The 22,073-nt window shown below is 54.3% G+C and carries 22 protein-coding genes; 3 read left to right on the top strand and 19 right to left on the bottom strand.

What is annotated here, in order from left to right:
- Positions 1 to 53: 53 nt before the first annotated feature.
- The 4 genes from JJU47_RS00970 to JJU47_RS00955 all read right to left on the bottom strand — a co-directional run bounded on the left by JJU47_RS00970 (position 54) and on the right by JJU47_RS00955 (position 3,043).
- Positions 54 to 1,793 carry a methyl-accepting chemotaxis protein gene (locus tag JJU47_RS00970; RefSeq protein ID WP_228615699.1) on the bottom strand — a complete coding sequence of 580 codons (1,740 nt, stop codon included), beginning with the start codon at positions 1,791 to 1,793 and terminating at the stop codon, positions 54 to 56.
- 98 nt (positions 1,794 to 1,891) lie between these two features.
- Complete coding sequence (locus JJU47_RS00965; RefSeq protein WP_228615698.1) at positions 1,892 to 2,344, bottom strand: hypothetical protein; 453 nt, start codon at positions 2,342 to 2,344, stop codon at positions 1,892 to 1,894.
- An 11-nt stretch (positions 2,345 to 2,355) separates the two neighbouring features.
- The gene (gene fabZ, locus JJU47_RS00960; protein WP_021066156.1) at positions 2,356 to 2,778 is read right to left on the bottom strand and encodes a 3-hydroxyacyl-ACP dehydratase FabZ; all 423 of its coding nucleotides are present in this window, start codon (positions 2,776 to 2,778) and stop codon (positions 2,356 to 2,358) included.
- A gap of 13 nt (positions 2,779 to 2,791) precedes the next feature.
- Complete coding sequence (locus JJU47_RS00955; RefSeq protein WP_024370816.1) at positions 2,792 to 3,043, bottom strand: DNA-directed RNA polymerase subunit beta; 252 nt, start codon at positions 3,041 to 3,043, stop codon at positions 2,792 to 2,794.
- Between the two features lie 196 nt (positions 3,044 to 3,239).
- On the opposite strand from JJU47_RS00955, the gene mscL reads away from it, so the two are divergent.
- On the top strand, positions 3,240 to 3,620 hold the full coding sequence (gene mscL, locus JJU47_RS00950) for a large conductance mechanosensitive channel protein MscL (RefSeq protein WP_228615697.1): 381 nt from the start codon (positions 3,240 to 3,242) through the stop codon (positions 3,618 to 3,620).
- 24 nt (positions 3,621 to 3,644) lie between these two features.
- Here mscL and JJU47_RS00945 read toward each other — a convergent pair whose 3' ends face one another.
- From JJU47_RS00945 to JJU47_RS00930, 4 genes are all read right to left on the bottom strand, one after another.
- Entirely contained in the window at positions 3,645 to 4,742 is a 1,098-nt protein-coding gene (locus JJU47_RS00945) for a glycerate kinase family protein (RefSeq protein ID WP_228615696.1), read from the bottom strand.
- Positions 4,743 to 4,806: 64 nt separating this feature from the next.
- Positions 4,807 to 5,589 (bottom strand): flagellar hook-basal body protein, encoded by a 783-nt coding sequence (locus JJU47_RS00940; protein ID WP_228615695.1) that lies wholly within the window; start codon positions 5,587 to 5,589, stop codon positions 4,807 to 4,809.
- An 11-nt stretch (positions 5,590 to 5,600) separates the two neighbouring features.
- On the bottom strand, positions 5,601 to 6,374 hold the full coding sequence (locus tag JJU47_RS00935) for a flagellar hook-basal body protein (protein WP_228615694.1): 774 nt from the start codon (positions 6,372 to 6,374) through the stop codon (positions 5,601 to 5,603).
- 252 nt (positions 6,375 to 6,626) lie between these two features.
- The gene (locus tag JJU47_RS00930; protein ID WP_228615693.1) at positions 6,627 to 8,558 is read right to left on the bottom strand and encodes a sensor histidine kinase; all 1,932 of its coding nucleotides are present in this window, start codon (positions 8,556 to 8,558) and stop codon (positions 6,627 to 6,629) included.
- Positions 8,559 to 8,750: 192 nt separating this feature from the next.
- On the opposite strand from JJU47_RS00930, the gene JJU47_RS00925 reads away from it, so the two are divergent.
- On the top strand, positions 8,751 to 10,562 hold the full coding sequence (locus JJU47_RS00925) for a sensor histidine kinase (RefSeq protein WP_228615692.1): 1,812 nt from the start codon (positions 8,751 to 8,753) through the stop codon (positions 10,560 to 10,562).
- Positions 10,543 to 11,322, top strand: coding sequence for a response regulator (locus JJU47_RS00920; RefSeq protein WP_228615691.1), 780 nt, complete (start codon positions 10,543 to 10,545; stop codon positions 11,320 to 11,322). The genes JJU47_RS00925 and JJU47_RS00920 overlap by 20 nt, the downstream gene beginning before the upstream one ends.
- A 691-nt stretch (positions 11,323 to 12,013) precedes the next feature.
- On the opposite strand, the gene mreB is transcribed toward JJU47_RS00920, so the two are convergent.
- The 11 genes from mreB to atpE form a co-directional block, all read right to left on the bottom strand.
- A complete protein-coding gene (gene mreB, locus JJU47_RS00915; protein ID WP_034807334.1) occupies positions 12,014 to 13,000 on the bottom strand; it encodes a rod shape-determining protein in 987 nt (328 codons plus the stop codon).
- A gap of 75 nt (positions 13,001 to 13,075) precedes the next feature.
- The gene (gene murA, locus JJU47_RS00910; RefSeq protein WP_214787985.1) at positions 13,076 to 14,377 is read right to left on the bottom strand and encodes a UDP-N-acetylglucosamine 1-carboxyvinyltransferase; all 1,302 of its coding nucleotides are present in this window, start codon (positions 14,375 to 14,377) and stop codon (positions 13,076 to 13,078) included.
- Positions 14,378 to 14,618: 241 nt separating this feature from the next.
- Positions 14,619 to 14,837, bottom strand: coding sequence for a DUF1146 family protein (locus tag JJU47_RS00905; RefSeq protein WP_228615690.1), 219 nt, complete (start codon positions 14,835 to 14,837; stop codon positions 14,619 to 14,621).
- Between the two features lie 203 nt (positions 14,838 to 15,040).
- Positions 15,041 to 16,231 carry an EAL and HDOD domain-containing protein gene (locus tag JJU47_RS00900; RefSeq protein WP_228615689.1) on the bottom strand — a complete coding sequence of 397 codons (1,191 nt, stop codon included), beginning with the start codon at positions 16,229 to 16,231 and terminating at the stop codon, positions 15,041 to 15,043.
- Between the two features lie 176 nt (positions 16,232 to 16,407).
- Complete coding sequence (locus JJU47_RS00895) at positions 16,408 to 16,818, bottom strand: F0F1 ATP synthase subunit epsilon (protein WP_047376138.1); 411 nt, start codon at positions 16,816 to 16,818, stop codon at positions 16,408 to 16,410.
- Positions 16,819 to 16,846: 28 nt separating this feature from the next.
- Positions 16,847 to 18,265 (bottom strand): F0F1 ATP synthase subunit beta, encoded by a 1,419-nt coding sequence (atpD, locus tag JJU47_RS00890; RefSeq protein ID WP_228615688.1) that lies wholly within the window; start codon positions 18,263 to 18,265, stop codon positions 16,847 to 16,849.
- 34 nt (positions 18,266 to 18,299) lie between these two features.
- Positions 18,300 to 19,157, bottom strand: coding sequence for an ATP synthase F1 subunit gamma (gene atpG / locus JJU47_RS00885; RefSeq protein ID WP_228615687.1), 858 nt, complete (start codon positions 19,155 to 19,157; stop codon positions 18,300 to 18,302).
- Positions 19,158 to 19,193: 36 nt separating this feature from the next.
- The gene (gene atpA, locus JJU47_RS00880; RefSeq protein ID WP_228615686.1) at positions 19,194 to 20,702 is read right to left on the bottom strand and encodes a F0F1 ATP synthase subunit alpha; all 1,509 of its coding nucleotides are present in this window, start codon (positions 20,700 to 20,702) and stop codon (positions 19,194 to 19,196) included.
- A gap of 18 nt (positions 20,703 to 20,720) precedes the next feature.
- Positions 20,721 to 21,254, bottom strand: coding sequence for a F0F1 ATP synthase subunit delta (locus tag JJU47_RS00875; RefSeq protein ID WP_228615685.1), 534 nt, complete (start codon positions 21,252 to 21,254; stop codon positions 20,721 to 20,723).
- Positions 21,254 to 21,781, bottom strand: a complete 528-nt coding sequence (gene atpF, locus JJU47_RS00870) for a F0F1 ATP synthase subunit B (RefSeq protein ID WP_021066136.1) — start codon at positions 21,779 to 21,781, stop codon at positions 21,254 to 21,256. Before atpF ends, JJU47_RS00875 begins: the two co-directional genes overlap by 1 nt.
- A gap of 71 nt (positions 21,782 to 21,852) precedes the next feature.
- A complete protein-coding gene (gene atpE / locus JJU47_RS00865; RefSeq protein WP_024370837.1) occupies positions 21,853 to 22,065 on the bottom strand; it encodes a F0F1 ATP synthase subunit C in 213 nt (70 codons plus the stop codon).
- Positions 22,066 to 22,073 lie beyond the last annotated feature (8 nt).

Raw genomic sequence — 22,073 nt, 5'->3', positions numbered from 1 at the left:
CCCTTGCGCCCATTATAGCGGACGCGAGGAAGGTCTGTCTGACTTGAAACTGTTCACAGCTTGAACTGACGGCTCATGCGCTGCATGTCTTCCGCGGTATGTGCCAGCTCTTTGACGAGCCGGTTCATCGTCTCGCTCGTGGCCGACATTTGTTCGGTCGAGGCCGCGACTTCTTCGTTGCCGGCCGTACTCTCTTCCGAGATTGACGCGATGTCTGAGAGCCCTTGTTTGATGTCAGCCTGGTTCGCCTTCACCCGGTCGAGCTGAGACTGCATCGAATCGGTCAGGCGCTGCATGTCACGGACACTTTGTTCGATCGCGTTGAACGCTTGCTTCGTCTCCTCGAGCGTCCGTTTACCGTCTTCAGCGGCACGCATGCTGTCGGTGAACGTCTCTCCGAGCGCGATCGAGTTATGTTTGACGCTCCCGACGATCTCAGAGATCTCACTGACGGACTTAGCGACGCTGTTCGACAAGTTGCGAATTTCAGCCGCGACGACGGCGAACCCTTTCCCGTGCTCACCGGCACGAGCCGCTTCGATCGCCGCGTTCAAAGCGAGCAAGTTCGTCTGTTCGGAGATTTGACGGATCATCGTGACGAGCGTCGTCACTTCGTCCGCCTGGCGCTCAAAATCTTTCACTTGGCGCTGTGACGCTTGCACTTGACCGTGGATGTTCGTCATCTTGCCGACGGCGTCCTCCATGAGATGGAGTCCTTCTATCGTCACGCGGCTGACGTCTTCCGCTTGTTCGCTCACTTCGGCCCCGTCTCTCGTCGTCTGATCGACGAGCTCCGAGAACTCGTTCATATGGCCGTACAGCCGCATCGTCAACACGCTCTGGTTCTCGACGCCGCCCGCGATTTCTTCCATCGTGAAAGCGATTTGCCGCGACGCGTCGTTCACTTCTTCCGAGATGCTCGCCACGTTGCCGCTCTCGTCGCGTACCGTCTGCGCCGACGTCTGTAGGTTTGAAATCAATTCTTTCAACATCTTCGTCATCTGATCCATCGACGCGGTGAGGCGTTTGATCTCATCGTTCGAGCGGAGTTGGATCTTTTCCATCTCCTGTGAGGCCGTCAACAAGTCGCCTTTGGCGATATGTGTCGCGACCCGTTCTAAGTCCCGGAGCGGACGCAGTTTCCAGCCGAGATAGCGCCAAATGACGAGCGAGGCAAAGATGAGCAACCCGATGAGGCCGAGCAAGACGGGCGGCAAACTTGCTCGCAACACGTCGTTTGTCACCGCTTCGACGTCCCGCGCCCCTTTGTCGATGCCGAGGATGCCGATAACTTCATTTCCGCGCTTGATCGGCACGAGCACGGTCATGTAGTCACCGTACTCCGGGTCTTCGACAATCGGTGTCGTGACCGGTTCTCCTTCGAGCGCAGGCCGCGCGTCATCGAGCGACGTCGCTGTTGTCGGCGTACCGATGTCGACCGCATCCGCGGCGCTCATCCCGTCGACGATAATTTGCAGTTCTTCCCCGTCCGCAGCTAGCGTATAGACGTACATCGCCCCGATTTGCGTCCGGTACGTGTCGAGCTGTTCCCGAAACTGCTCGAACGCCGCGTCTTTCGTCGGATTTTGCAGGAACGTCGCATAGGCGTCGACGTCGATCGCCGCACTGATGCGATTCGCGTCTTCTACCAACACGGCCTGCATCGAACTGAGCACCGTCTGTTTCGTACTGACGACCTGCACTACCCCGAAGCTGATGACGAGCAACGTGACAAAGGCGAGCATCGCCAGTAAGATGCGGGTCTGTAGTGATTGTGACTTGTTTCGATTCATCCAATTCCCCTCCCATTCATCCTTACTGGATGTATCGGATAAATGGCAAAAAAGTTCATACAAAAACGGACGATTTTCGACAAAATCGTCCGTTCTGTTCATTCATTTGTCGAATTCACGACTTCAAGCGGAATCGAGACTTCGGCTTTCCCTTCTTCCGCGAAGTGGAAGAGCGGCAACGTCTCCGGCACGAACAAGTCCGGGTTCATGTCGACTTGATAGACGTACGTCCGCACGTCCCCTTCCCGCTCGGCCGTCAGTTCACCGAACGGGATCGGAACCCGATTACCGTCGACTTCATAACTGATGACGGTCGTTGGATCGAGGCGCCGGTCTTCGAGCATCCGAATCGTGAACAGCATCGTCGAGCTGTTCGCCCGCTCGAGCGACACGGCGATCGCTTCCGATTGTCCGGCCCGCTTATCAATCATCGCTTCATCGACTTTTTGTTCGTACACGACGTTCTCTTCGGTCACTTCCTCGGTCTGTAACTGCTGACAGCCGACCACCGTCATGAGTCCGAGTATTAAAGCAATCGCCAACACGCGCATGTCGTTCCCCCTCACTTCAGGGCGAAAGTTAGTTCTGCTTCACAAGCGACTTCTCCATCGACTGTCGCCACGGCGCGTCCTTTGCCGATCGGGCCGCGTACTTTCAAGATCTCGACCTCGAGACGCAACTGATCGCCCGGGACGACTTGACGCTTGAAACGACATCCATCGATGCCTGCGAAAAACGCGAGTTTGCCGCGATTTGACTCTTGTTTGAGCATCGCGAACGCACCGACTTGCGCGAGCGCCTCGACGATCAATACGCCTGGCATGACGTTATAGTCTGGAAAGTGTCCGTTGAAGAACTCTTCGTTCGCCGTCACATTTTTTAATCCGACGGCCCGTTTGCCTTCTTCGACCTCGAGAATGCGGTCGATGAGCAAGAACGGGTACCGATGCGGGATTACTTCTTTAATCTGTTCAATCGTGTACATGGTTCCACCACCCTTATGAGGTTAGCCAAAAATCGGTGATATGGCGCCACGTGTCGATGTTGAACACGTCCCTCCACTCGCCGCCGCCAATGACGCTGTACCCGATAATGGCCCCAATCGCGAGCATCGCGACAGCCAGTATGAGGACAACGATGACGCGCAGCAAGATCGGGAAACGGCGGTAGTTCGACAAACGTTTCCGCTCCGTCCGCTGTTTCGACTCTTTTTCTTCCGAGCCATTCTGTTCTTCGTTCGCCACGTCCATTCATCCTTTCAGCTCATCTGATTATAACATATTAGTACCTGGTAATAAAACTGTTGCATGAGTTCTATCTCAGTTTAACGTATCTCGAAATGGCGAACAAGCGCCCCGTCCTAGCGTCACTGAAATGAAAAAGTTTCAGCTTCGCAGCCGGTTGTGCTACCGTGAAAGTATTCGTTTTTTAAGGAGGCATGATCTTATGTGGAAAGAGTTCAAAGAGTTCGCCATGCGCGGCAACATCATCGACCTCGCCGTCGCCTTTATTCTCGGCGCCGCGTTCACGGCGATCGTCAACTCGCTCGTCAACGACATCTTCATGCCGCTCCTCGGCATTTTGATCGGCGGCATCGACTTCTCGAGCTTGACAGCGAACGTGATTGGCGTCGAAGTCACGTACGGCAACTTCATTCAGGAGATCGTCACGTTCCTGCTGATCGCGTTCGCATTGTTCATGATGGTGAAAGTCATCAATCGCTTGAAGCGAGAGAAAGCGGTCGAAGAGACGGAAGAACCTGAATTGTCGCGTGAAGAACAACTCCTCGCGGAGATCCGTGATTTGTTGAAAGACAAACAGCTATGACGCATGCGCCTGGACCTTGACGGTTCAGGCATTTTTTTCGAGCAGATGGAACACCCGTCGCACCGCGTTCGAAAGGAGCGGGGCCGCTTGTGCCATCGCTTCCTCGAGCGTCATGACCCGGGAAATGATCGGGAAGACGGCGACGATGCCGGCGTTCCGGAGCTCGGTCATGTCTGACTGTCCCGTGAAGACGAGCGTCGGGACACCGTTCGCATGGGCGAGTTGCGCCAAGCCGTACGGTGCTTTCCCGTGCAGCGTCTGCTCGTCGAACTTGCCTTCCCCGGTGATGAGCCAATCGGCACGGGCGAGCGTCTCGTCAAGCTTCGTCCAGCGAACGACTTCTTCGATTCCGCTCCGGTACGTCGCCCCGAGTTGATAGAGCGCAAAGCCGATCCCACCGGCTGCCCCGGCCCCGGGCCGATTCGAGACGTCCCGCTCGAAACGATGGGCGTACGAGGACATCATCTCGTCATAACGAGGGACGTCGCTTGCCGCCAACCCTTTTTGCGGACCGAACACGGCCGCGGCACCGGTCACGCCACATAACGGATTCGTCACGTCGGAAGCGATGAACCAGTCGACCGCGTGCGCTTCCGGCATGAGTCCGGACCAATCGATCGAAGCGACCCGGTCGAGCCGAGGCGGGAACGGACCAACGACTTGCCCGTCCTCGTCGAGGAAGCGTACCCCGAGCGCCTCGAGCAGCCCTTTCCCGCCATCGACGGTCGCGCTGCCGCCGAGTCCGACCGTGATGCCCCTTGCCCCGCGTTCGATCGCCTGTTTGAGCTGCATCCCCGTCCCGTACGAGCTGTAGCGCCACGGGTCAAGCGTGTTGACGAGCGTCAGACCGGACGCGGCGGCGACTTCGACGACCGCGTCCCGCGTCGCCTCGCGAAAGCCGTAGCCTGCCTGCCGGGAGCGTCCGTCCAAATGATACACTTCTTGTTCGATCAAGCTCGCGTCCGGATGGGCCGCGAGCCACGCCTCAAGAAATCCTTCACCCCCGTCCGACACCGGCACGGTCACGACATCGTGCCCTGCGAGCGCACTTATGACGGCCGCGTTCGCCTCCGCACTCGAGAGCGATCCTTTAAATGCATCCATCGCCACGACAATCTTCATCTCAGCCCCTCCTTTCTTATTAGTATAAAACAAAAAACCGCCCTCCGAAGAGAGGCGGTTCACATTATGGACGAAGCGAGGTGACGAGTCCCATCATCTGATCGCTCATCGACAGCGCCCGTGAGTTCATCTGGTAGGCACGCTGCGTGATCGTCATATCGGTCATTTCTTTCGTCAAGTCGACGTTCGACGATTCGAGCGTCCCTTCGATCAATAAGTTGCCGAGCGGGCGGTCGACCGCGGTCTCAAACTCCGCCGCGTAGACGTTATTGCCCATCGGACGCAGTTCAGACGTGTTGCGCACTTCGACGATGTCGAGGCGGCCAAACTCCTGATCGACCCCGTTCACGCTCGCGACGACGACGCCGTCTTGGCGAATACGGTGATCCGTCGCCTCATTCGGCATCGTGATGCGGTTGCCGTCCGCGCCGAGTAGCGCATTCCCGTTCACATCGACGAGCGTCGTCTCAGCACCGACCGACAGCTGCATGTTGCCGTTGCGCGTCACGCCGGGACCGTCCGGCGTCTCGACGACGAAGAATTGCCGGCTCGCTTTCAAGAAGACGTCGAGCCCGCGCTCGGTCGCGCGGATTTGGCCGATATTGAACTGTTGCGAGATGTCGGCGACATGACCGCCGACCCCGATCCGAATCCCGTTCGGCGTATCGCGTCCGACCTCGAACTCGGGCCGCGGCTGGTTGTCGTACGCCTGCGACAAGAGCGAGGCGAAATGGCCTTGTTGCCGTTTGAACCCTACCGTGTCGACGTTGGCGACGTTGTGGCCGGTGACGTCGAGTTGACGTTGCAACTGCGTGAGCGAGTTGACCGAATTATAAATCGATTGCATCGTAATCCCCCTTATCGGACGCGAGCGATTTCAATGGCCCGCTCGGCACTCTTATCATACGCTTGGACGACTTTTTGGTTCGCCTCGAACTGACGGTACGTCATCATGAGGTCGGCCATCGTTTGGTCGAGGTTGACGTTCGCCTCTTCGATGAACCCTTGTTGGAACGCGACAGGTGCAAGTGCCGGCGCATCACCGAGAACACGGTAATCGTTGCCGACTTGTTCGAGCGTCGCCAAATCATCGATCTGGTAGGCGCCAAGTGTGGCCACATTCTCACCGAGTGATGTGATTTGACCGTCGACCGAGAGCGTGAACTCGCTTGACGGCAATTGGATGCGGGCGCCCGTGTCAGACAAGACGTAACCGCCGTCAGCTGAACGGAGGAACCGTTCCTCGTCGACCGAGAAGCGGCCGTTCGTCGTATAGAGCGTCTCTCCGTTTTGTTCGACCGCGAACATCGGGGCGCCAGTGAAGTCGGTCGGCGCTTTCAAATAGACGTCAGTCGGGCTGCCCGTCTCGGAGATGCTGCCGGCCGAGAAGCGTGGCATCGTCTCTTGGAGGTACACCCCGGTCGAGAGGGTGCCGACCTCGCCTTGGACGCGCGAGCGGCCGTTGCCCGGATGGCTCACTTGCGCGAGCAGCATTTCCGGAAATGAACGAACGACGCCGTTTGACGCCTTGAAGCCGGGCGTCCGGACGTTGCCGAGGTTGTTGCTCAAAATTTCTTGTTGCCGCTGCAACGCGTTCATCGCGCCAGCCGCCGTATATAGTCCGCGTAACATGATCGTCTTCCTTTCGTCCTTCAACATTGTCTACTCTGTATATCGTACCAAAGGAAGGAATCATTCACCGTTTTTTAAAAAAAGATGAAGAAATTCAAAATCAACTTGCTAGACACATCGGTTTAGCCGAAGTGCCGGAACACGTTCAAGAAATCGTAGCCGTTGCCATTTTGGGTGAATGTTCAATCGTTCGAGCTTAGGCGCGGACAAAAAATGAGTGCATCTCCCGCAATGGAGACGCACTCATTCTTATCATTCGACAACCGGCAATTCGACGACCATCGTCGTCCCTTTTCCAGATTCCGAGCGAACGTAAATCGTTCCGCCGTGAGATTCGACAATCTCTTTACAGATGGCGAGCCCGAGGCCGGTGCCTCCAATGTTGCGGCTCTGTTCATTCTGTACGCGGTAGAACTTTTCAAACAAACGCGCCGCATCTTCCTCTGACACACCAATGCCCTCGTCTTCGATGGCGACCCGGATGACGTCGTCATCGCATTCGACGTTGACGGTGATGTTTCCGCCGTCGGGCGAATATTTGATGGCGTTGTTCAAGATGTTCGAGAACACTTGACGAAGACGAGCCGGATTCCCTGAAACTTGGAGCGAATCGTCGCAGTCGAAGTGTAGCATGTGCAGCTCCGTCGAACCGGCATGGATCTCAATCACATCTGACAACAGCTCATACAAGCTTTCGACTTTGAAGTCTTGTTGCTCGGCCCCTGCCTCCATCTTCTGCACATCGAGAAGATCGCTGACGAGGCGCTCGAGTCGCTTCGTCTCACTATTGATCATGCTCAAGTAGCGTTTGCGTTTCGCTTCATCGACGTGGCGATGGGCCAATAGCTCGGTGAAACCGAGAATCGACGTGAGCGGGGTCCGTAACTCGTGCGAGACGGTCGCGACGAGCTCGGTCTTCAATCGATCGATTTCAATCTCTTTTGTCACATCCCGTGACACAAACATGAGACCGAACCGTTCTTGTTGCAATTCAATCGGTTCGGCATACATCCGTATGATACGTGTACCCTGTTGCATCGAGTATGTAAACGTCTCATCGAATATTCCTTTGTGCCGCGCCCGACCCGTGAACGCAAGCAGCGCTTCCCGATCGTCAATGTGATCCATGAAAGGTTCATAATACGTCTCGATGGGGTATAGACTCTGACGGTTATCAAACGGGACCGGTTGCTCATATAGTTCGAACAACGCCTCGTTGGCGTACATGTGGCCCGTCCCCAGCTCTTCAAACACGATTGAGTCCCGCATCGTGTGGAGCAGGCGTGCCGTCTTCTCGCGCTCCCGCTCTAGCGCATCATGCTGTGCGATGAGCGAACTCGACATCTCATTGAACGATTTGGACAGCTGGCCGACCTCATTTTGAAGCGGTTCGATCGGAATGAGTAACGCATGTGGATCGACGGCGAGACGTTCGCTGTTCGTAATGAGCGCTTGGAGTTGTTTCGTCAAGCGGACGATGTACGGCTGCAAGCTGACGAATAAAATGAAGATAGCGCCGAGTAAGACCATGAGCCATAGCCACTGCGCTTTTGCGAGCTGTGACGCCAACGACTCTCGAAGCGACGTCTCTTGAAAATCAAGGTCGGCCCGGTAATCGGTGAACACCGACTCCATGTCGACGATGCTCGCGCTCATGTCCGCCGCGCTGCTTGAGTTTAGTTTGAAGCGGGTCTGGTTCGACGTCGCATTTTTAGGCATGAGCTGGCCGACCGTCGCCATCTGAAGGAACGGTTCATCGACTTCGCCGTTCGTTTTGGCGATGACATAACGCTCAAGACCTGGCATGACACGCGTCGTATAAATCGTGAACAATAGGCGCGCGTCCGTCGCGAACGTCACTTCTTCCTTCGATTCGGCGTTTCGTTCGAACCAAGCCGTCTGCTCGTCGATTCGTGTCTGGGCGCCACGAACTTCGTTCAAGAGCGCCTCGTCCCCGAGCAGGACGTGTCCGCGCATCTCATACTGCATCGATTGCCACGTCTCAAACAAGTCTGTCGCCCGCGAACGCTGTTCACTGATTCGTTCGAGCTCGACCGTCGTCGCTTTGACGGCTTGTTGCGTGTAAAAGTACGTCCCGAGCGATGTGAACGTGATTAAGGCAACGAGCACATAGAAAATCGTGAGTACTTGCCGGCTGATCCTCTGTTCTATCCAACGTTTCATGCGCAGCCTTCTTCCCTTGTGTGTATTCAACTTATATCGAGTCTGTCGGACTATTCAAATAAGGCAATTTCATGTACGATTAGATAGCATTTATCACATCCGTTCCATTTAAGCCTTGACTTATGAACGGAGTGTGACCAGTATATCGTTGTCTTCTCACAAGAATCTCACAAGTACGAAGGGAATGTGCTCATGACCCGAAAACATATCGCGCTGATGCTTGTCATCATCGTCGTCGCCATCACGAGCGGCCTCGTGCTCACGCGCGGGCAAACGATCGACAGCACAGCCGTCGTCACCCGGGGTTCGGCCGATTTGACCGACTCCGGTGTGACGCAAAACATTTTGCGGCTCGATGGAACGTGGCGCTTCCAGTCGAGTCTGCTTGACCGCGTTGAACGCGAGTCGTATCGCAGCGTCCCCCATATCACACCACATGCCACCGCGACATACGAGGCCGACGTTGTACTTCCACCCGGACAATATGCACTTCGAGTACCGCGAAACCATCCGCACGTCCGCCTCTTCATCGATGGAGAACCTGTTCGCCCCATTTATTCGTCTCAGACGCAAGACGCGAGACACGCGTATCTCGTATGGCTCGACCCGAACGCACCCGATTTCCGTCTGACGATGCAAGTCACGGAAGCAAGCGACCGACCGACCGGCCTCGAGGACAGTATTTTAATCGGCCCGGCCGGCAGCGTCATGGCAATGCAAAATAAAATTTTCAGTTATGATTTTGTCATCATCTTGATCGCATTCCTCATTTTCCTCTTCTACGCGATCGTCTCCGTATTCCACCGTAACGAATCACTTTATTTATACGGCGCGGCTTTCTTCTTCTTGGTCGGCGTGTCGTTGTTGACGCGAGACCAAATGATCGTCTTCGAGTTGCTCCCGGCGATGACGTACGCCATCGCCCATAAAGTCAGCCTCATCACCGTCTTATTGAGTATCTGTATGCTCATCGAGTTCGCGCTTCGGCTCGAACGTGTGCCGTTCGAACGGTTTTTAAGATTCGCCACGTATCCGCTATACGCGCTGAGCGCCATCGCCGCCATCCTTCCTTACGAAGCGCACAGTTGGTTCGACTATGCCTTATGGATGTACATTTTGTTCATCAGTTTCTTTTGGACCGGTTTGAACGTCAACTGGCTATTCGAACGAAAAGCGACCGGATATCCGTTGGAGTTCTTGATTTTCACGTTGGCGTTGATGATCGGATACGTCGGACAAGTCATCAACATCTTGATCCCACATCCGAATCAAGATGTGTACACAAGCGTGTTGTCGCTCATCTACTTCATTTTGATGTTCATGCTGTTACCTGTCCATTTATCGACCGACAAACGCCAAAAACAAGAGATCGAGACGTTTGCGAACCAGAGCGAGATTTCCTTCTTCAACGCGCAAATCAAGCCGCACTTCTTGTATAACACGTTCGGCAACGTCATCGCCCTCTGTTACACGTCACCGCATGAGGCGGCCCGCCTGCTCAGCCATTTGAGCACGTACGTCCGGTTCATCTTCGAGAACGGCCGGACCGAGGCGAACATCACGCTCGCCAAAGAGCTCGAGATGATCGACTCGTACTTGTCGATCGAACAGACACGATTCAACGACGCGTTCACGATCATTAAAGACATCGATGAGTCCTTGCTCGACGTGAGCGTCCCGCCGTTGCTCATCCAGCCGCTTGTCGAGAACGCGATCCGTCACGGTCTCACGAAAAAAGACGGGACGAAACGACTCATGTTGTCCGTCCAAGACATCGGCTCCTCCATCGAAGTGCGTGTTGCTGACAACGGGATCGGGTTCGATCCGAAACGAAAATCGATACCGACGAGCGGGATCGGCATCCCGAACGTCCGTAACCGGATCGCCTATTTGAAAGATGCCACTTTTAACCTACAATCCGAAGCCGGAGTCGGTACGCACGTGCGTATTCGTCTTCCGAAACAAGAAAGGATGAACGACCCGCATGCGTACGATCTTGATTGAAGATGAGCCCCATATTTTAAGGATGATGGAGCGCATCATTCAAACCGAACCGACCTTCAAATGGATGGGGTCTTTCAACGACCCAATCAAAGCACTCGCCTTTTTAGAGACGCAAGACGTCGACCTCGTCTTCCTCGACATTGAGATGCCCCACATGAGCGGACTCGATTTGGCGAAGAAGTTGCCCCCGACGACACAAGTCGTCTTCACGACGGCTCATAGCCGCTATGCGGTCGAAGCGTTCGATGTTCAGGCGACCCATTACTTGCTCAAACCGATCACCGAAGAGATGATCCAAGACTTGATCCCGCGCGTCATGAAGCGGCACGAATCGATTCTCCAATCGGAACAACATCGGACATGTACGATTCAATGCCTCGACAACTTCTCAGTCAAAACGCAAGACGGTGACCTCGTCAAGTGGCCGACGCAAAAGACAGAAGAGTTGTTCGCGTACTTGATCTATCACCGGGATAAAGTCGTCAACAAATGGATCATCGCTGAGACGCTCTATCCAGAAATCGATGAGCCGCAACGTGCGCTCCATAACGTCTACAACCTCGTCTATCGGTTAAAGAAGACGCTCGCCGATTACGACTTGAGCATCTCTGTCCAGACGATCAACAACGGCTATTCGCTCCATTTGGACGAAGTGTGCGGCTGCGACTACCACGACTGGCTCGACGCGAATCCGAAACCGAGCTCGCAAGCCGAGATGAACCGTCGTCTGTTCGTCGACAAAGATTACACGTGGCATTAAAAAACACTTCTCCGTTTTCGGAGTGCACTGAAAAATCTCTGCTCTATCCGAGCGTGAGCAGAAAGAAGGGAGATTGGACCGACTCGTGTCGGAACAACCTCCCTTTTTCCTTGGCCTTATCCTGCTCTTTCTTTATAGAGGGTGGTAATTCGCTTCAGGTTGACCGCAGCGATGACCATCGCGCTCTGCCATATCATGCCTTTCAGGTCTGACGTCTTGTTGTGTGCCGGACCGTGCGTATTCTTCAGTTGGCCGTTCTTCGTCCTCGATGGCAGGTCGTTTACGGCGATATTCCTTGAACTAATCGGTCTGCTCGTACTCTCTCTGTTCGCTATGCTCCCTTGATTTCAATGACACACTGTACGTTTTCGATTTCGCCGATTCCTTATAACACCCTTCGCGTTGCAAGGCGGCGTTGATCAGATTGTAACGGCCAGAATAGGCCGCGTCGCCTACGATGTGGTCGAACTCAACGCCCGCCCGAGGGCACGCCGACTCCCGGGGAATCAGCGGGCAAGGCGAGACCCAGCAGCGACGTCGTCGCGATGCGGCTCGCTGCCCGCCCCCCAGGAAAGCGGCGTGCCGGACAGGGCGGCTCGAAAGACGATGAAAGCAGAGGAGCGCTTTACGTTTTTGTTCAAATTTCCAAGGAAATAAAAAAGACTAGCAGGGCTAGTCTTCATACACTTGCTTACTTCAAGCGATCTAAATGCTCGAGCATGATGCCCGTGCCGTGTGCGACGCTGAGCGTCGGCTCTTCGGCGATCATGACTGGCAGTCCGACGCGCTCGGCGACGAGCTGGTCGATGCCGTGGAGGAGCGAGCCGCCCCCGGTCATGATGATGCCGCGGTCGATGATGTCGGCCGCGAGTTCCGGCGGCGTCTGTTCGAGGACACGTTTCGTCGCTTCGACGATTTCATTCGCCGATTCGGCCATCGCCTCACGGAGCTCTTCAGACGTGATCGTCACCGTACGCGGCAATCCGCGTACCATGTCACGTCCGCGAATGTCCATCGTCTCGTTGCGCCCGCCTGGGAAGACGGTCGCGATCTCTTTTTTGATCTGTTCAGCCGTACGTTCCCCGATGATGAGTTTATGCTTGTCTTTAATGGCGCGGAGGATATCCGTATCAAAGCGATCACCGGCGATTTTGATTGTCTCACCGCAAACGATGTCACCCATTGAAAGGATGGCGACGTCTGTCGTCCCGCCGCCGATATCGACGATCATGTGACCGACCGGCTTCCAGATGTCCATGCCCGAACCGACGGCTGCCGCTTTCGGTTCTACGGCGAGAAAGACTTCTTTGGCGCCAGCTTTTTCAGCTGCCTCACGAATCGCTTTCGCCTCGACCGGTGTCACGTTCGCCGGAGTACAGATAAGCATGCGGATGCCACCGAAGAAACCGCGCACTTGAATCTTTTCGACGAAGTGGCGAAGCATCTCTTCTGTCGTGGCGAAGTCGGCGATGACCCCGTCACGGAGCGGGCGGATGGCGACGATGTCACCTGGTGTACGACCGACCATCTCGTACGCTTCCGTACCGACGGCGAGCACTTTCCCCGTCGAACGCTTGATGGCGACGACAGACGGCTCGTCGAGGACGATGCCTCGACCTTTCACGTGGATGACGACGTTTGCTGTTCCTAAATCAATCCCGATATCTTTTGAAAACATGATGTATAGGTTCCTCCGTTCATTACTTCATTGAAAAGAGCGAGAAGAATCTCCTCGCTCCTATGCGTCTATTAATTAGTTGTTGACCATTTCTTCCGCGACTTCGACCGTTCCTTCGATGCGCTCGATGTCTGCACCGAGTGCTTGAAGTTTTTTGTGGAAGTCGACGTAGCCACGATCGATATGATATAAGTCGCCGACACGAGTCTCTTCGTCGGCAATGAGTCCTGCAAGCACGAGTGCTGCACCGGCACGAAGGTCAGTCGAGACGACCTCGGCACCTTGGAGACGAACGCCGCCTTTGATGATGGCTGAACGTCCTTCGATTTTAATGTCTGCGTTCATGCGGCGGAATTCTTCCACGTGCATGAAGCGGTTTTCAAACACCGTCTCTGTGATGACCGATGTGCCGCCTGCTTTCAAGACGAGCGCCATCATCTGTGCTTGAATGTCTGTCGGGAAACCTGGGTGCGGCATCGTCTTCACGTCGACCGGTTTCAATACGTCCGGTGCGATGACACGCATGCCTTCCGATGTGTCTTCGAATTTGACGCCCATTTCTTCCATCTTCGAGATGAGCGGACGCAAGTGCTCGCGCTCAGCTCCGATGACTTCGATGTCGCCGCCTGTGATGGCCCCTGCGACGAGGAACGTACCCGCTTCGATGCGGTCAGGGATGATCGAGTGCTCGGCACCGTGGAGTTTCTCCACGCCTTCGATGCGAATCGTCTCTGTCCCGGCACCGCGTACGTGTGCGCCCATTCCGTTCAAGAAGTTCGCGAGGTCGACGATTTCCGGCTCTTTCGCGACGTTCTCGATGACCGTCGTGCCTTCTGCGAGCACGGCTGCCATCATGATGTTTTCAGTCGCGCCGACCGATGGGAAGTCTAGATAGATCTTCGCACCTTTCAAGCGACCGTCGACAGATGCTTCGACGAAACCGTTGCCGATGACCGTCTTCGCGCCCATCGCCTCAAAGCCTTTCAAGTGGAGGTCAATCGGACGTGAGCCGATTGAGCATCCGCCCGGCATCGCGACACGCGCGTGGCCGAGACGAGCAAGGAGAGGACCCATGACGAGGATCGAGGCACGCATCTTACGGACGTACTCAAGCGGCGCCTCGTCTTTGATTGTGCCCGAGGCGTCGACTGTCACTTCGTTGTTCGCTTCATCAAATGCGACCTCTGCACCGAGGTGGCGAAGTACTTTGTTAATCGTGTATACGTCAGCGAGGCGCGGCACGTTTTGAAGTACCGACTTTCCTTCACTTGCTAATAGAGTGGCAACCAATGTTTTGAGTACGGCGTTTTTAGCGCCTTCAACACGCACAGTACCTGACAATTTACGTCCTCCACGGACTACAATCAAATCCTTCATATCTCTCTTTGTCCTCCAACTTCGTTAATTTTGTGTTTTATACGTCGATATCCGATTCCGGATGTGGTTATGTCGATAGCTACGATGGTTTGTGAAACGTGACAACTTCATCAGAGAGAAAACAAAAAATAATAGCATAATAGTTTCTGATGAAAAGCGTCATGTCAGACGAGTTTATCCTACACGATAAACATATAGGAAACGTTACAGCAGGATTACAATTTGGTAATCGTTTTACAACCTACTGCAATGGTGCGAGCGCCTGTGCCAATCGGATATATTCCAAGAAGAACTGGGCGATCAGGGAACCGAAGACGACGGCCACGAGAACGCGCAAGACAGCAGCCTGCGGGCTCTTCACTTGATTGAGCAACTTGTCCCATTTGACCGGCATGAGTGCCCACCAAGCGACGTAAATCGCTGTGAGATAAATGACGAGCGATAAAACGGTGTTCAACATCGACGTTTCCCCTCTTTTCAAAAATTCGTACCATTTTTAATCATAGCATGTCGCGACAGAGAAAAAAAGACTTAGCGTAACGGTGCGTTGTCAAATGCGTCCATTCGATCAGCTCGCTTTCATCATAAACCGCATACAAAAAAGGAACGTCATCGGCGCGTGGCCTTATTACAGTAATTGACGTCCCTTCGAAATTTCAAACATTATTCACTTTTTTCTTCGAACGTTTGCGCCCATTGAATCGCTCGAATATAGTACGGTGACCAATCCGGCGCCGACTCATCGACCGGCACGGTCAGACGTTCATAAGCCGTCACGGCGTCGAGCAGTTCCCGCAGCTTGTTCGGTTTCCCGAGGAGCGCTTCTTTGACGACCGGTTCGACCGGGAGCTCGGCGACGAGCGAGGTCATCGTCTCGTCCAAGATGACATCGAGTGACGAGAAGATGCCGGTGATGAACGCATCGAACGGCATGACGGCCGGCACCGTGTCATCAGCAATCAGTTCCATCATCTTCCCGCGGATGACGCTCTGTTTGATCAGCTCTTTCGACTCGGACGTCTGCATTTCCCGGAGCAACATCAAATAAGACCAGCGCCGCATCTCATCGAGTCCGATGCGGGCGACCGCCTGTTCGATCGACTGGATCGTGTGCCGTCCTTTTTGATACACCGTATTGACGGAGCGCAACATCTTGTAAGACAAATCGACACTGCGCTCGATTTGGCCGGCGATGCGGCGGAAGTTCGGCTCCGGGCGGTCGAGTTCTTTTAATACTTCGACGAGCGTGTGACGGAGCGGATGCACCTCGGCCCCATGGACGACGGTCGGACGACTGAAAAAATAACCTTGAAACATCTTGTAGCCGAGCTTTTTCGCCGTCTCATACTCGAGCGGTGTCTCGATCTTCTCGGCTAAAAATTCGACGCGGTGGCCGAGGGCGTCGATGAGCCGTTTTTGCTGGTCGACCGGTGTCGCCTGATAGTCGATCTTGATGATGTCGGCGAGACCGATGAGCGGCCGGTACTTCTCTTCAAAGACGAAATCGTCGAGGGCGATCGTGTAGCCTTTACGCCGGAGCGAACGGAGTGCGGCGAGTACTTTCTCGGTCGGCTCGACGTGTTCGAGCACTTCGACGACGAGCGACTGCCGCGGCAATAGCGCCGGCACTTCCCCTTCGATCAAGTTTTGGGGGAAGTTGATGAACGCCCGCGTCCCCTCGGTCAATTCCCGAAAATTGAAGACGAGGTAGGCGTTATGAATCACGTCGGCGGTCGCAAGTGCGTCGTCGACGTGTTCAAATATATTTTTCTCGCTGCGGCGATATAACAGTTCATAGCCACAGACGCGTAACTTTTGATCAAAAATTGGTTGGCGCGCAACGTAAACTTTCATCCCTGCATCTCCTTTTTCGTAGTTCCCACCTTTATTATCGGCTATTCGTCACCTGTCTTTTACTGCTTTTCCCAAACACCGGCAAGACTTTAGACCTATATAATGAAGGAACCCGACTTTAAAAATATGGGAATACAACAAAAGACTTCCCCACCGAAGTGAGAAAGCCTTGTTGTTTAGTCTTTCATTTCGCGAATGCTCAAGCGGTTGATCGCTTTTTTGAGCGCGAGCTCCGCGCGGCGGAATTCGATGTCCGAGAGCTTTGTGTCTTGTAGACGGCGCTCGGCCCGAACTTTTGCCGCTGAAGCGCGGTCGTAGTCGATCTTGTCCGCCATTTCGGCCGTTTCAGCTAAGATCGTCACCGTGTCGGGACGAACTTCCATGAAACCGCCGCTGAGTGCGATCAGCGTGCGTCCACCATCTTCGTGGCGCAGTTTAAGGATCGAGATGTCGAGCGGTGTCACCATCGGGATGTGTTTCGGCAAAATACCGATTTCACCAGTCACCGATTTGGCAATCACCATTCGCGCCTCGCCCTCATAGGCTGCACCATCCGGGGTGACGACGTTGACGTGAAGAGTATTCATCGTCTAGTTTCCCCCTTCCGCGTAGGTCTTAGACCAACGTCTTCGCTTTTTCGATGACGTCTTCGATTGGACCGACGAGACGGAATGCATCTTCCGGAAGATCATCGTGTTTTCCATCGAGGATCTCTTTGAAGCCGCGGACAGTCTCTTTAACCGGTACGTACGAACCTTTTTGGCCTGTGAACTGCTCGGCCACGTGGAAGTTTTGTGACAAGAAGAACTGAATGCGACGGGCACGGTGAACCGTGAGCTTGTCGTCTTCAGACAACTCGTCCATACCGAGGATGGCGATGATATCTTGAAGCTCTTTATAACGCTGAAGCGTCTGCTGCACGTTACGGGCTACTTCGTAGTGCTCTGGGCCGACGATGTCAGGCGAGAGTGCACGTGAAGTCGATGCGAGCGGGTCAACGGCTGGGTAAATCCCCATCTCCGAAAGACGACGCTCCAAGTTAGTCGTTGCATCAAGGTGAGCGAACGTTGTCGCTGGAGCCGGGTCAGTATAGTCATCGGCAGGTACGTATACAGCTTGGATCGATGTGACCGATCCTTTCGCTGTCGACGTGATCCGCTCTTGAAGCATACCCATTTCCGTTGCGAGTGTCGGCTGGTAACCTACGGCAGATGGCATCCGACCGAGAAGGGCCGATACTTCAGAACCTGCCTGTGTGAAACGGAAGATGTTATCGACGAAGAGAAGAACGTCTTGTCCTTGCTCATCGCGGAAGTATTCAGCCATTGTGAGACCCGTCAAGGCTACGCGGAGACGCGCGCCCGGCGGCTCGTTCATCTGACCGAAGACCATCGCCGTTTGCTTGATAACGCCTGAGTCCGTCATCTCGTGGAACAAGTCATTTCCTTCACGCGTACGCTCACCGACTCCTGCGAATACAGAAATCCCGCTGTGCTCTTGCGCGATGTTGTTGATCAGTTCCTGAATGAGGACGGTTTTCCCTACACCGGCACCACCGAAGAGGCCGATTTTACCACCTTTGATGTATGGTGCGAGAAGGTCGACGACTTTGATCCCTGTTTCCAAGATTTCAACTTTTGTCGACAACTCATCGAACGTCGGTGCGAGACGGTGAATCGGTGACCGACGGACCGTCGGTGACACTTCTTTATCATCGATCGGGTTACCGAGAACGTTGAAGACACGACCGAGCGTCTCTTCTCCGACTGGTACCGAAATCGGTGTGCCTAAGTCAAGTACTTCCATGCCGCGGCGAACGCCGTCTGTTGAGTCCATCGCAATCGTCCGGACCGTGTCATCGCCGAGGTGGATCGCCACTTCGAGCGTCAAGTCGACACTGACATCTTGCGCCGATTCAGCCACGTGTGTGACTTTAAGGGCGTTATAGATGTTCGGTAAGTGGTTGTCGAACTTTACGTCGATAACTGGGCCCATGACTGCGACTACGCGGCCTTTCATGCCGTATTCGTTCATCGTGTTAGCCTCCTACAATCTAGAGGGCGGGCGCTTATTCAAGCGCTGCCGCACCTCCGACAATCTCTGTGATTTCTTGTGTGATCGCCGCTTGACGCGCGCGGTTGAACTTGAGCTTGAGTCCACGGATGAGTTCATCCGCGTTGTCCGTCGCGTTCGACATTGCCGTCATCCGAGCCGCATGCTCCGATACTTTCGCATCGAGGAGCGCGCCGTAGATGAGTCCTTCCGCGTAACGCGGGAGGAGCGCTGCTAAGATCGTTTCTTCTTCTGGTTCGTATTCATACATCACATTGGATGCGGTCTGTTCGATATTCCCAAGCGGAAGCAATCGATCGATCTTCACTTCTTGGCTGATGACAGAGATGAATGAGTTGTAGCAGAGCTTCAATTCATCAATCTCGCCTTCACTGAACGCGCCGACCGTCTGCTTGACGATCTCTGCGACTTCAACGAATGATGGCTGGTCGTTCAATCCTGTCATGGCACTATACACCGGAATGTTGCGGGCCTTGAAGAACTGAACGCCGACCTTCCCGATCACGTACAGACGGTACTCGTCTGTAGAACCGTGTTTGGCTTTCAACTCGCGATACACGTCACGAAGGACGCTGGCGTTGTATCCACCAGCAAGTCCGCGGTCTGACGTGATGACGATATAGCCGGTCCGTTCAACGGGACGGACTTGAAGCATCGGGTGTGTTGCGCCTGAAGTACCGCCGGCAATCGACGAGATGACTTCCTGCAACTTGGTCATGTACGGCTTGAAGTTGGCGTTGCTCCCTTGAGCACGGTTCAATTTCGAGGCCGACACCATGTTCATCGCTTTCGTGATTTGCTTCGTGCTTTGGGTCGAGGTGATCCGCATCTGGATCTCACGTAATGATGCCATTTCGATTCACCACCTTAATAGACGCTCGTCACCGGATTAAACCGATGGCGAGAACGTCTTTTTGAATTCCGTAAGTGCATCGACCATCGCCTCGTCAGCAGGAAGGTTTCCTGTTTGACGGATTTCACGGCAGAGGTCCGAACGGTTTTGGTCGAGCCATGCGTTCATTTCTTTTTCGAAACGGCGGATGTCTTCGACTGGGACGTCATCGAGATGACCTTTCGTGAGCGCGTAGATGATGATGACTTGCTTGTCGACCGAAAGCGGTGCGTTCAAGTCTTGCTTCAACACTTCAACGGTACGTTGTCCACGGTTGAGCTTCGCTTGTGTCGCTTTGTCGAGGTCCGACCCGAACTGGGCGAACGCTTCGAGCTCACGGTATGACGCAAGGTCAAGACGGAGCGTACCGGCAACTTTCTTCATCGCTTTCACTTGAGCCGATCCACCAACACGCGATACCGAGAGACCGGCGTTGATCGCTGGGCGTACCCCTGAGAAGAAGAGGTCCGACTGAAGGAAGATTTGACCGTCTGTGATCGAGATAACGTTCGTCGGGATGTACGCCGAGATATCCGACGCTTGTGTCTCGATGAACGGAAGGGCTGTCAACGAGCCGCCGCCGAGTTCGTCGTTCAACTTCGCCGCACGCTCAAGAAGGCGTGAGTGAAGGTAGAAGACATCCCCTGGGTAGGCTTCGCGGCCTGGAGGACGACGGAGAAGAAGCGAGAGCTCACGGTAAGCTGCCGCTTGTTTCGAGAGATCATCATACACGACGAGGACGTGTTGTCCGCGGTCCATGAAGTACTCACCCATCGATACCCCTGCGAATGGTGCGAGGTAAAGAAGTGGGGCTGGCTGTGAAGCCGATGCCGAAACAACGATCGTATAATCGAGGGCACCGTTTTGACGGAGCGTCTCAACTACGCCACGGACAGTCGATTCTTTCTGACCGATCGCGACGTAAATACAAATCATGTTTTCTTCTTTTTGGTTGATGATCGCATCGATTGCGATCGAAGTCTTACCTGTTTGACGGTCACCGATGATGAGCTCACGCTGTCCGCGACCGATTGGTACGAGGGCGTCAATCGCCTTAATCCCAGTTTGGAGCGGTTCGTGAACCGACTTACGGGCCATAACGCCGTAAGCTTTACGCTCGATCGGGTTGTATGTGTCCGTCACGATCGGTCCGAGACCGTCAATCGGTTGTCCGAGCGGGTTGACGACGCGTCCGAGGAGCGCTTCACCGACTGGTACTTCCATGATGCGGCCCGTACGTTTTACCGAGTCGCCTTCTTTGATGCCTTTGTAGTCGCCAAGGATGATAATCCCGACGTTACCTTCTTCTAAGTTTTGCGCCAAGCCCATTACGCCGTTAGAGAACTCTACGAGTTCCCCCGCCATAACGTTATCGAGTCCGTATGCACGAGCGATACCGTCACCTACTTGAATGACTGTACCTGTCTCACTGACTTCGATTTCAGAACCGTACGAAGCGATCCGCTCTTTTAGCAGGGCGCTGATTTCTTCAGCTTTGATCGTCATTGAATTCACCCCTATTTCTTACGCATTCAACAATTCACGCTCGAGGCGTGTTAGTTTGTTTTCGATTGTGTCATCATACGTCGTGTAGCCGATCTGGACACGGAGTCCACCGATGACGTCTTCATCGACGACGTTCTTCAATTGAAGCGTCTTGTTCATCTTCTGACCGAAGACGAGCTCGACTTCTTTCAACTCTGTTGCCGACAACGGGTAAGCACTCGTGACGAACCCTTCGGCAATCCCGCGATAGTCATTGATGTAATCAAGGACGTAACGCGACAAGCCGCGAACTTCGCTCGCACGGTCGTTCTCGACCATGACGAGAAGTGTGTTGAGCACGATATCTGTCATATCACCGAAGCTATGTTTCAAAAGCTGTGCAAGCTCGCTGTCACTGATCGCAGGATTCTCTAAGAGGTCCGTGAGTTCAGGAGTCGCGTGGAGCACTTCATCGAGCAGACGCACTTCCGCTTCGACTTGGTCGAGCGTGCCTTGTTCCCGCGCTAAGTCGAAGAGCGCTTTGGCATAGCGTTTTGCTAGTGATGTGTTCATCAGTTAGCACCTTTCGCTTTAGACAGGAAGTCTGTGACGAGGGCACGTTGTTTCACTTCGTCGCCTTTAAGGTCTGACTGAAGGACGTGGCGTGCGGCCGAGAGCGCCTGTGTGACGACTTCGGTCTGGAGCGATTGTTTCGCGAGCTCGCGCTCACGCTCGATCGCTTTACCCGCCTCGATCTTGATTTGTTCGGCTTCCAAACGCGCCTGCTCCACCAAGCGTGCTTGTTCCGCTTCTGCTTGACGACGGCTTGAATCAAGCATTTCTTTCGATTCGGTACGTGCTGCGCTGAGCGCGTCACGTTGTTCGACTACATATGTTTCCGCATCTTTGCGGCTCTTTTCAGCGAGCTCGATTTCGTTCGCTACATACTCTTCACGCTGTCTCATCATTCCAAGGAGTGGTCCCCAAGCAAATTTCTTCAACAGGGCCAAGAGTACGAGGAATGTGAAAAGTGTAAAGATCATATCCAGGATGCGGAGGCCTTCGCCACCAGCACCAGCTGCAATCATCATCGTATCCATGCATACCCTCCTCTTGACTAAATAAGTGAGGGAGACGTGCTCCCTCTTACGTTGTTCTCGTTAACTCGCAATCAAGAGTTGAGGAGAAGGAAACCGACAGCCACACCGATGATCGGGAGGGCTTCAACCAAACCGATACCGATGAACATTGTTTGACGAAGTTCGTTTTTGAGTTCTGGCTGACGTGCTTGACCTTGTACTGTTCCGTATACGATAAGACCGTTACCGATACCTGCCGCGAGTGCTCCGAGACCGATAACGAGTGCTGTTGCGAGAAGATTCATTTGTTCCA

Source organism: Exiguobacterium sp. (genome assembly GCF_020832205.1).
Lineage (GTDB): Bacteria > Bacillota > Bacilli > Exiguobacteriales > Exiguobacteriaceae > Exiguobacterium.
Note: the sequence above shows the minus strand (reverse complement) of the source record. Positions and strands in the feature narration are given on the sequence as shown.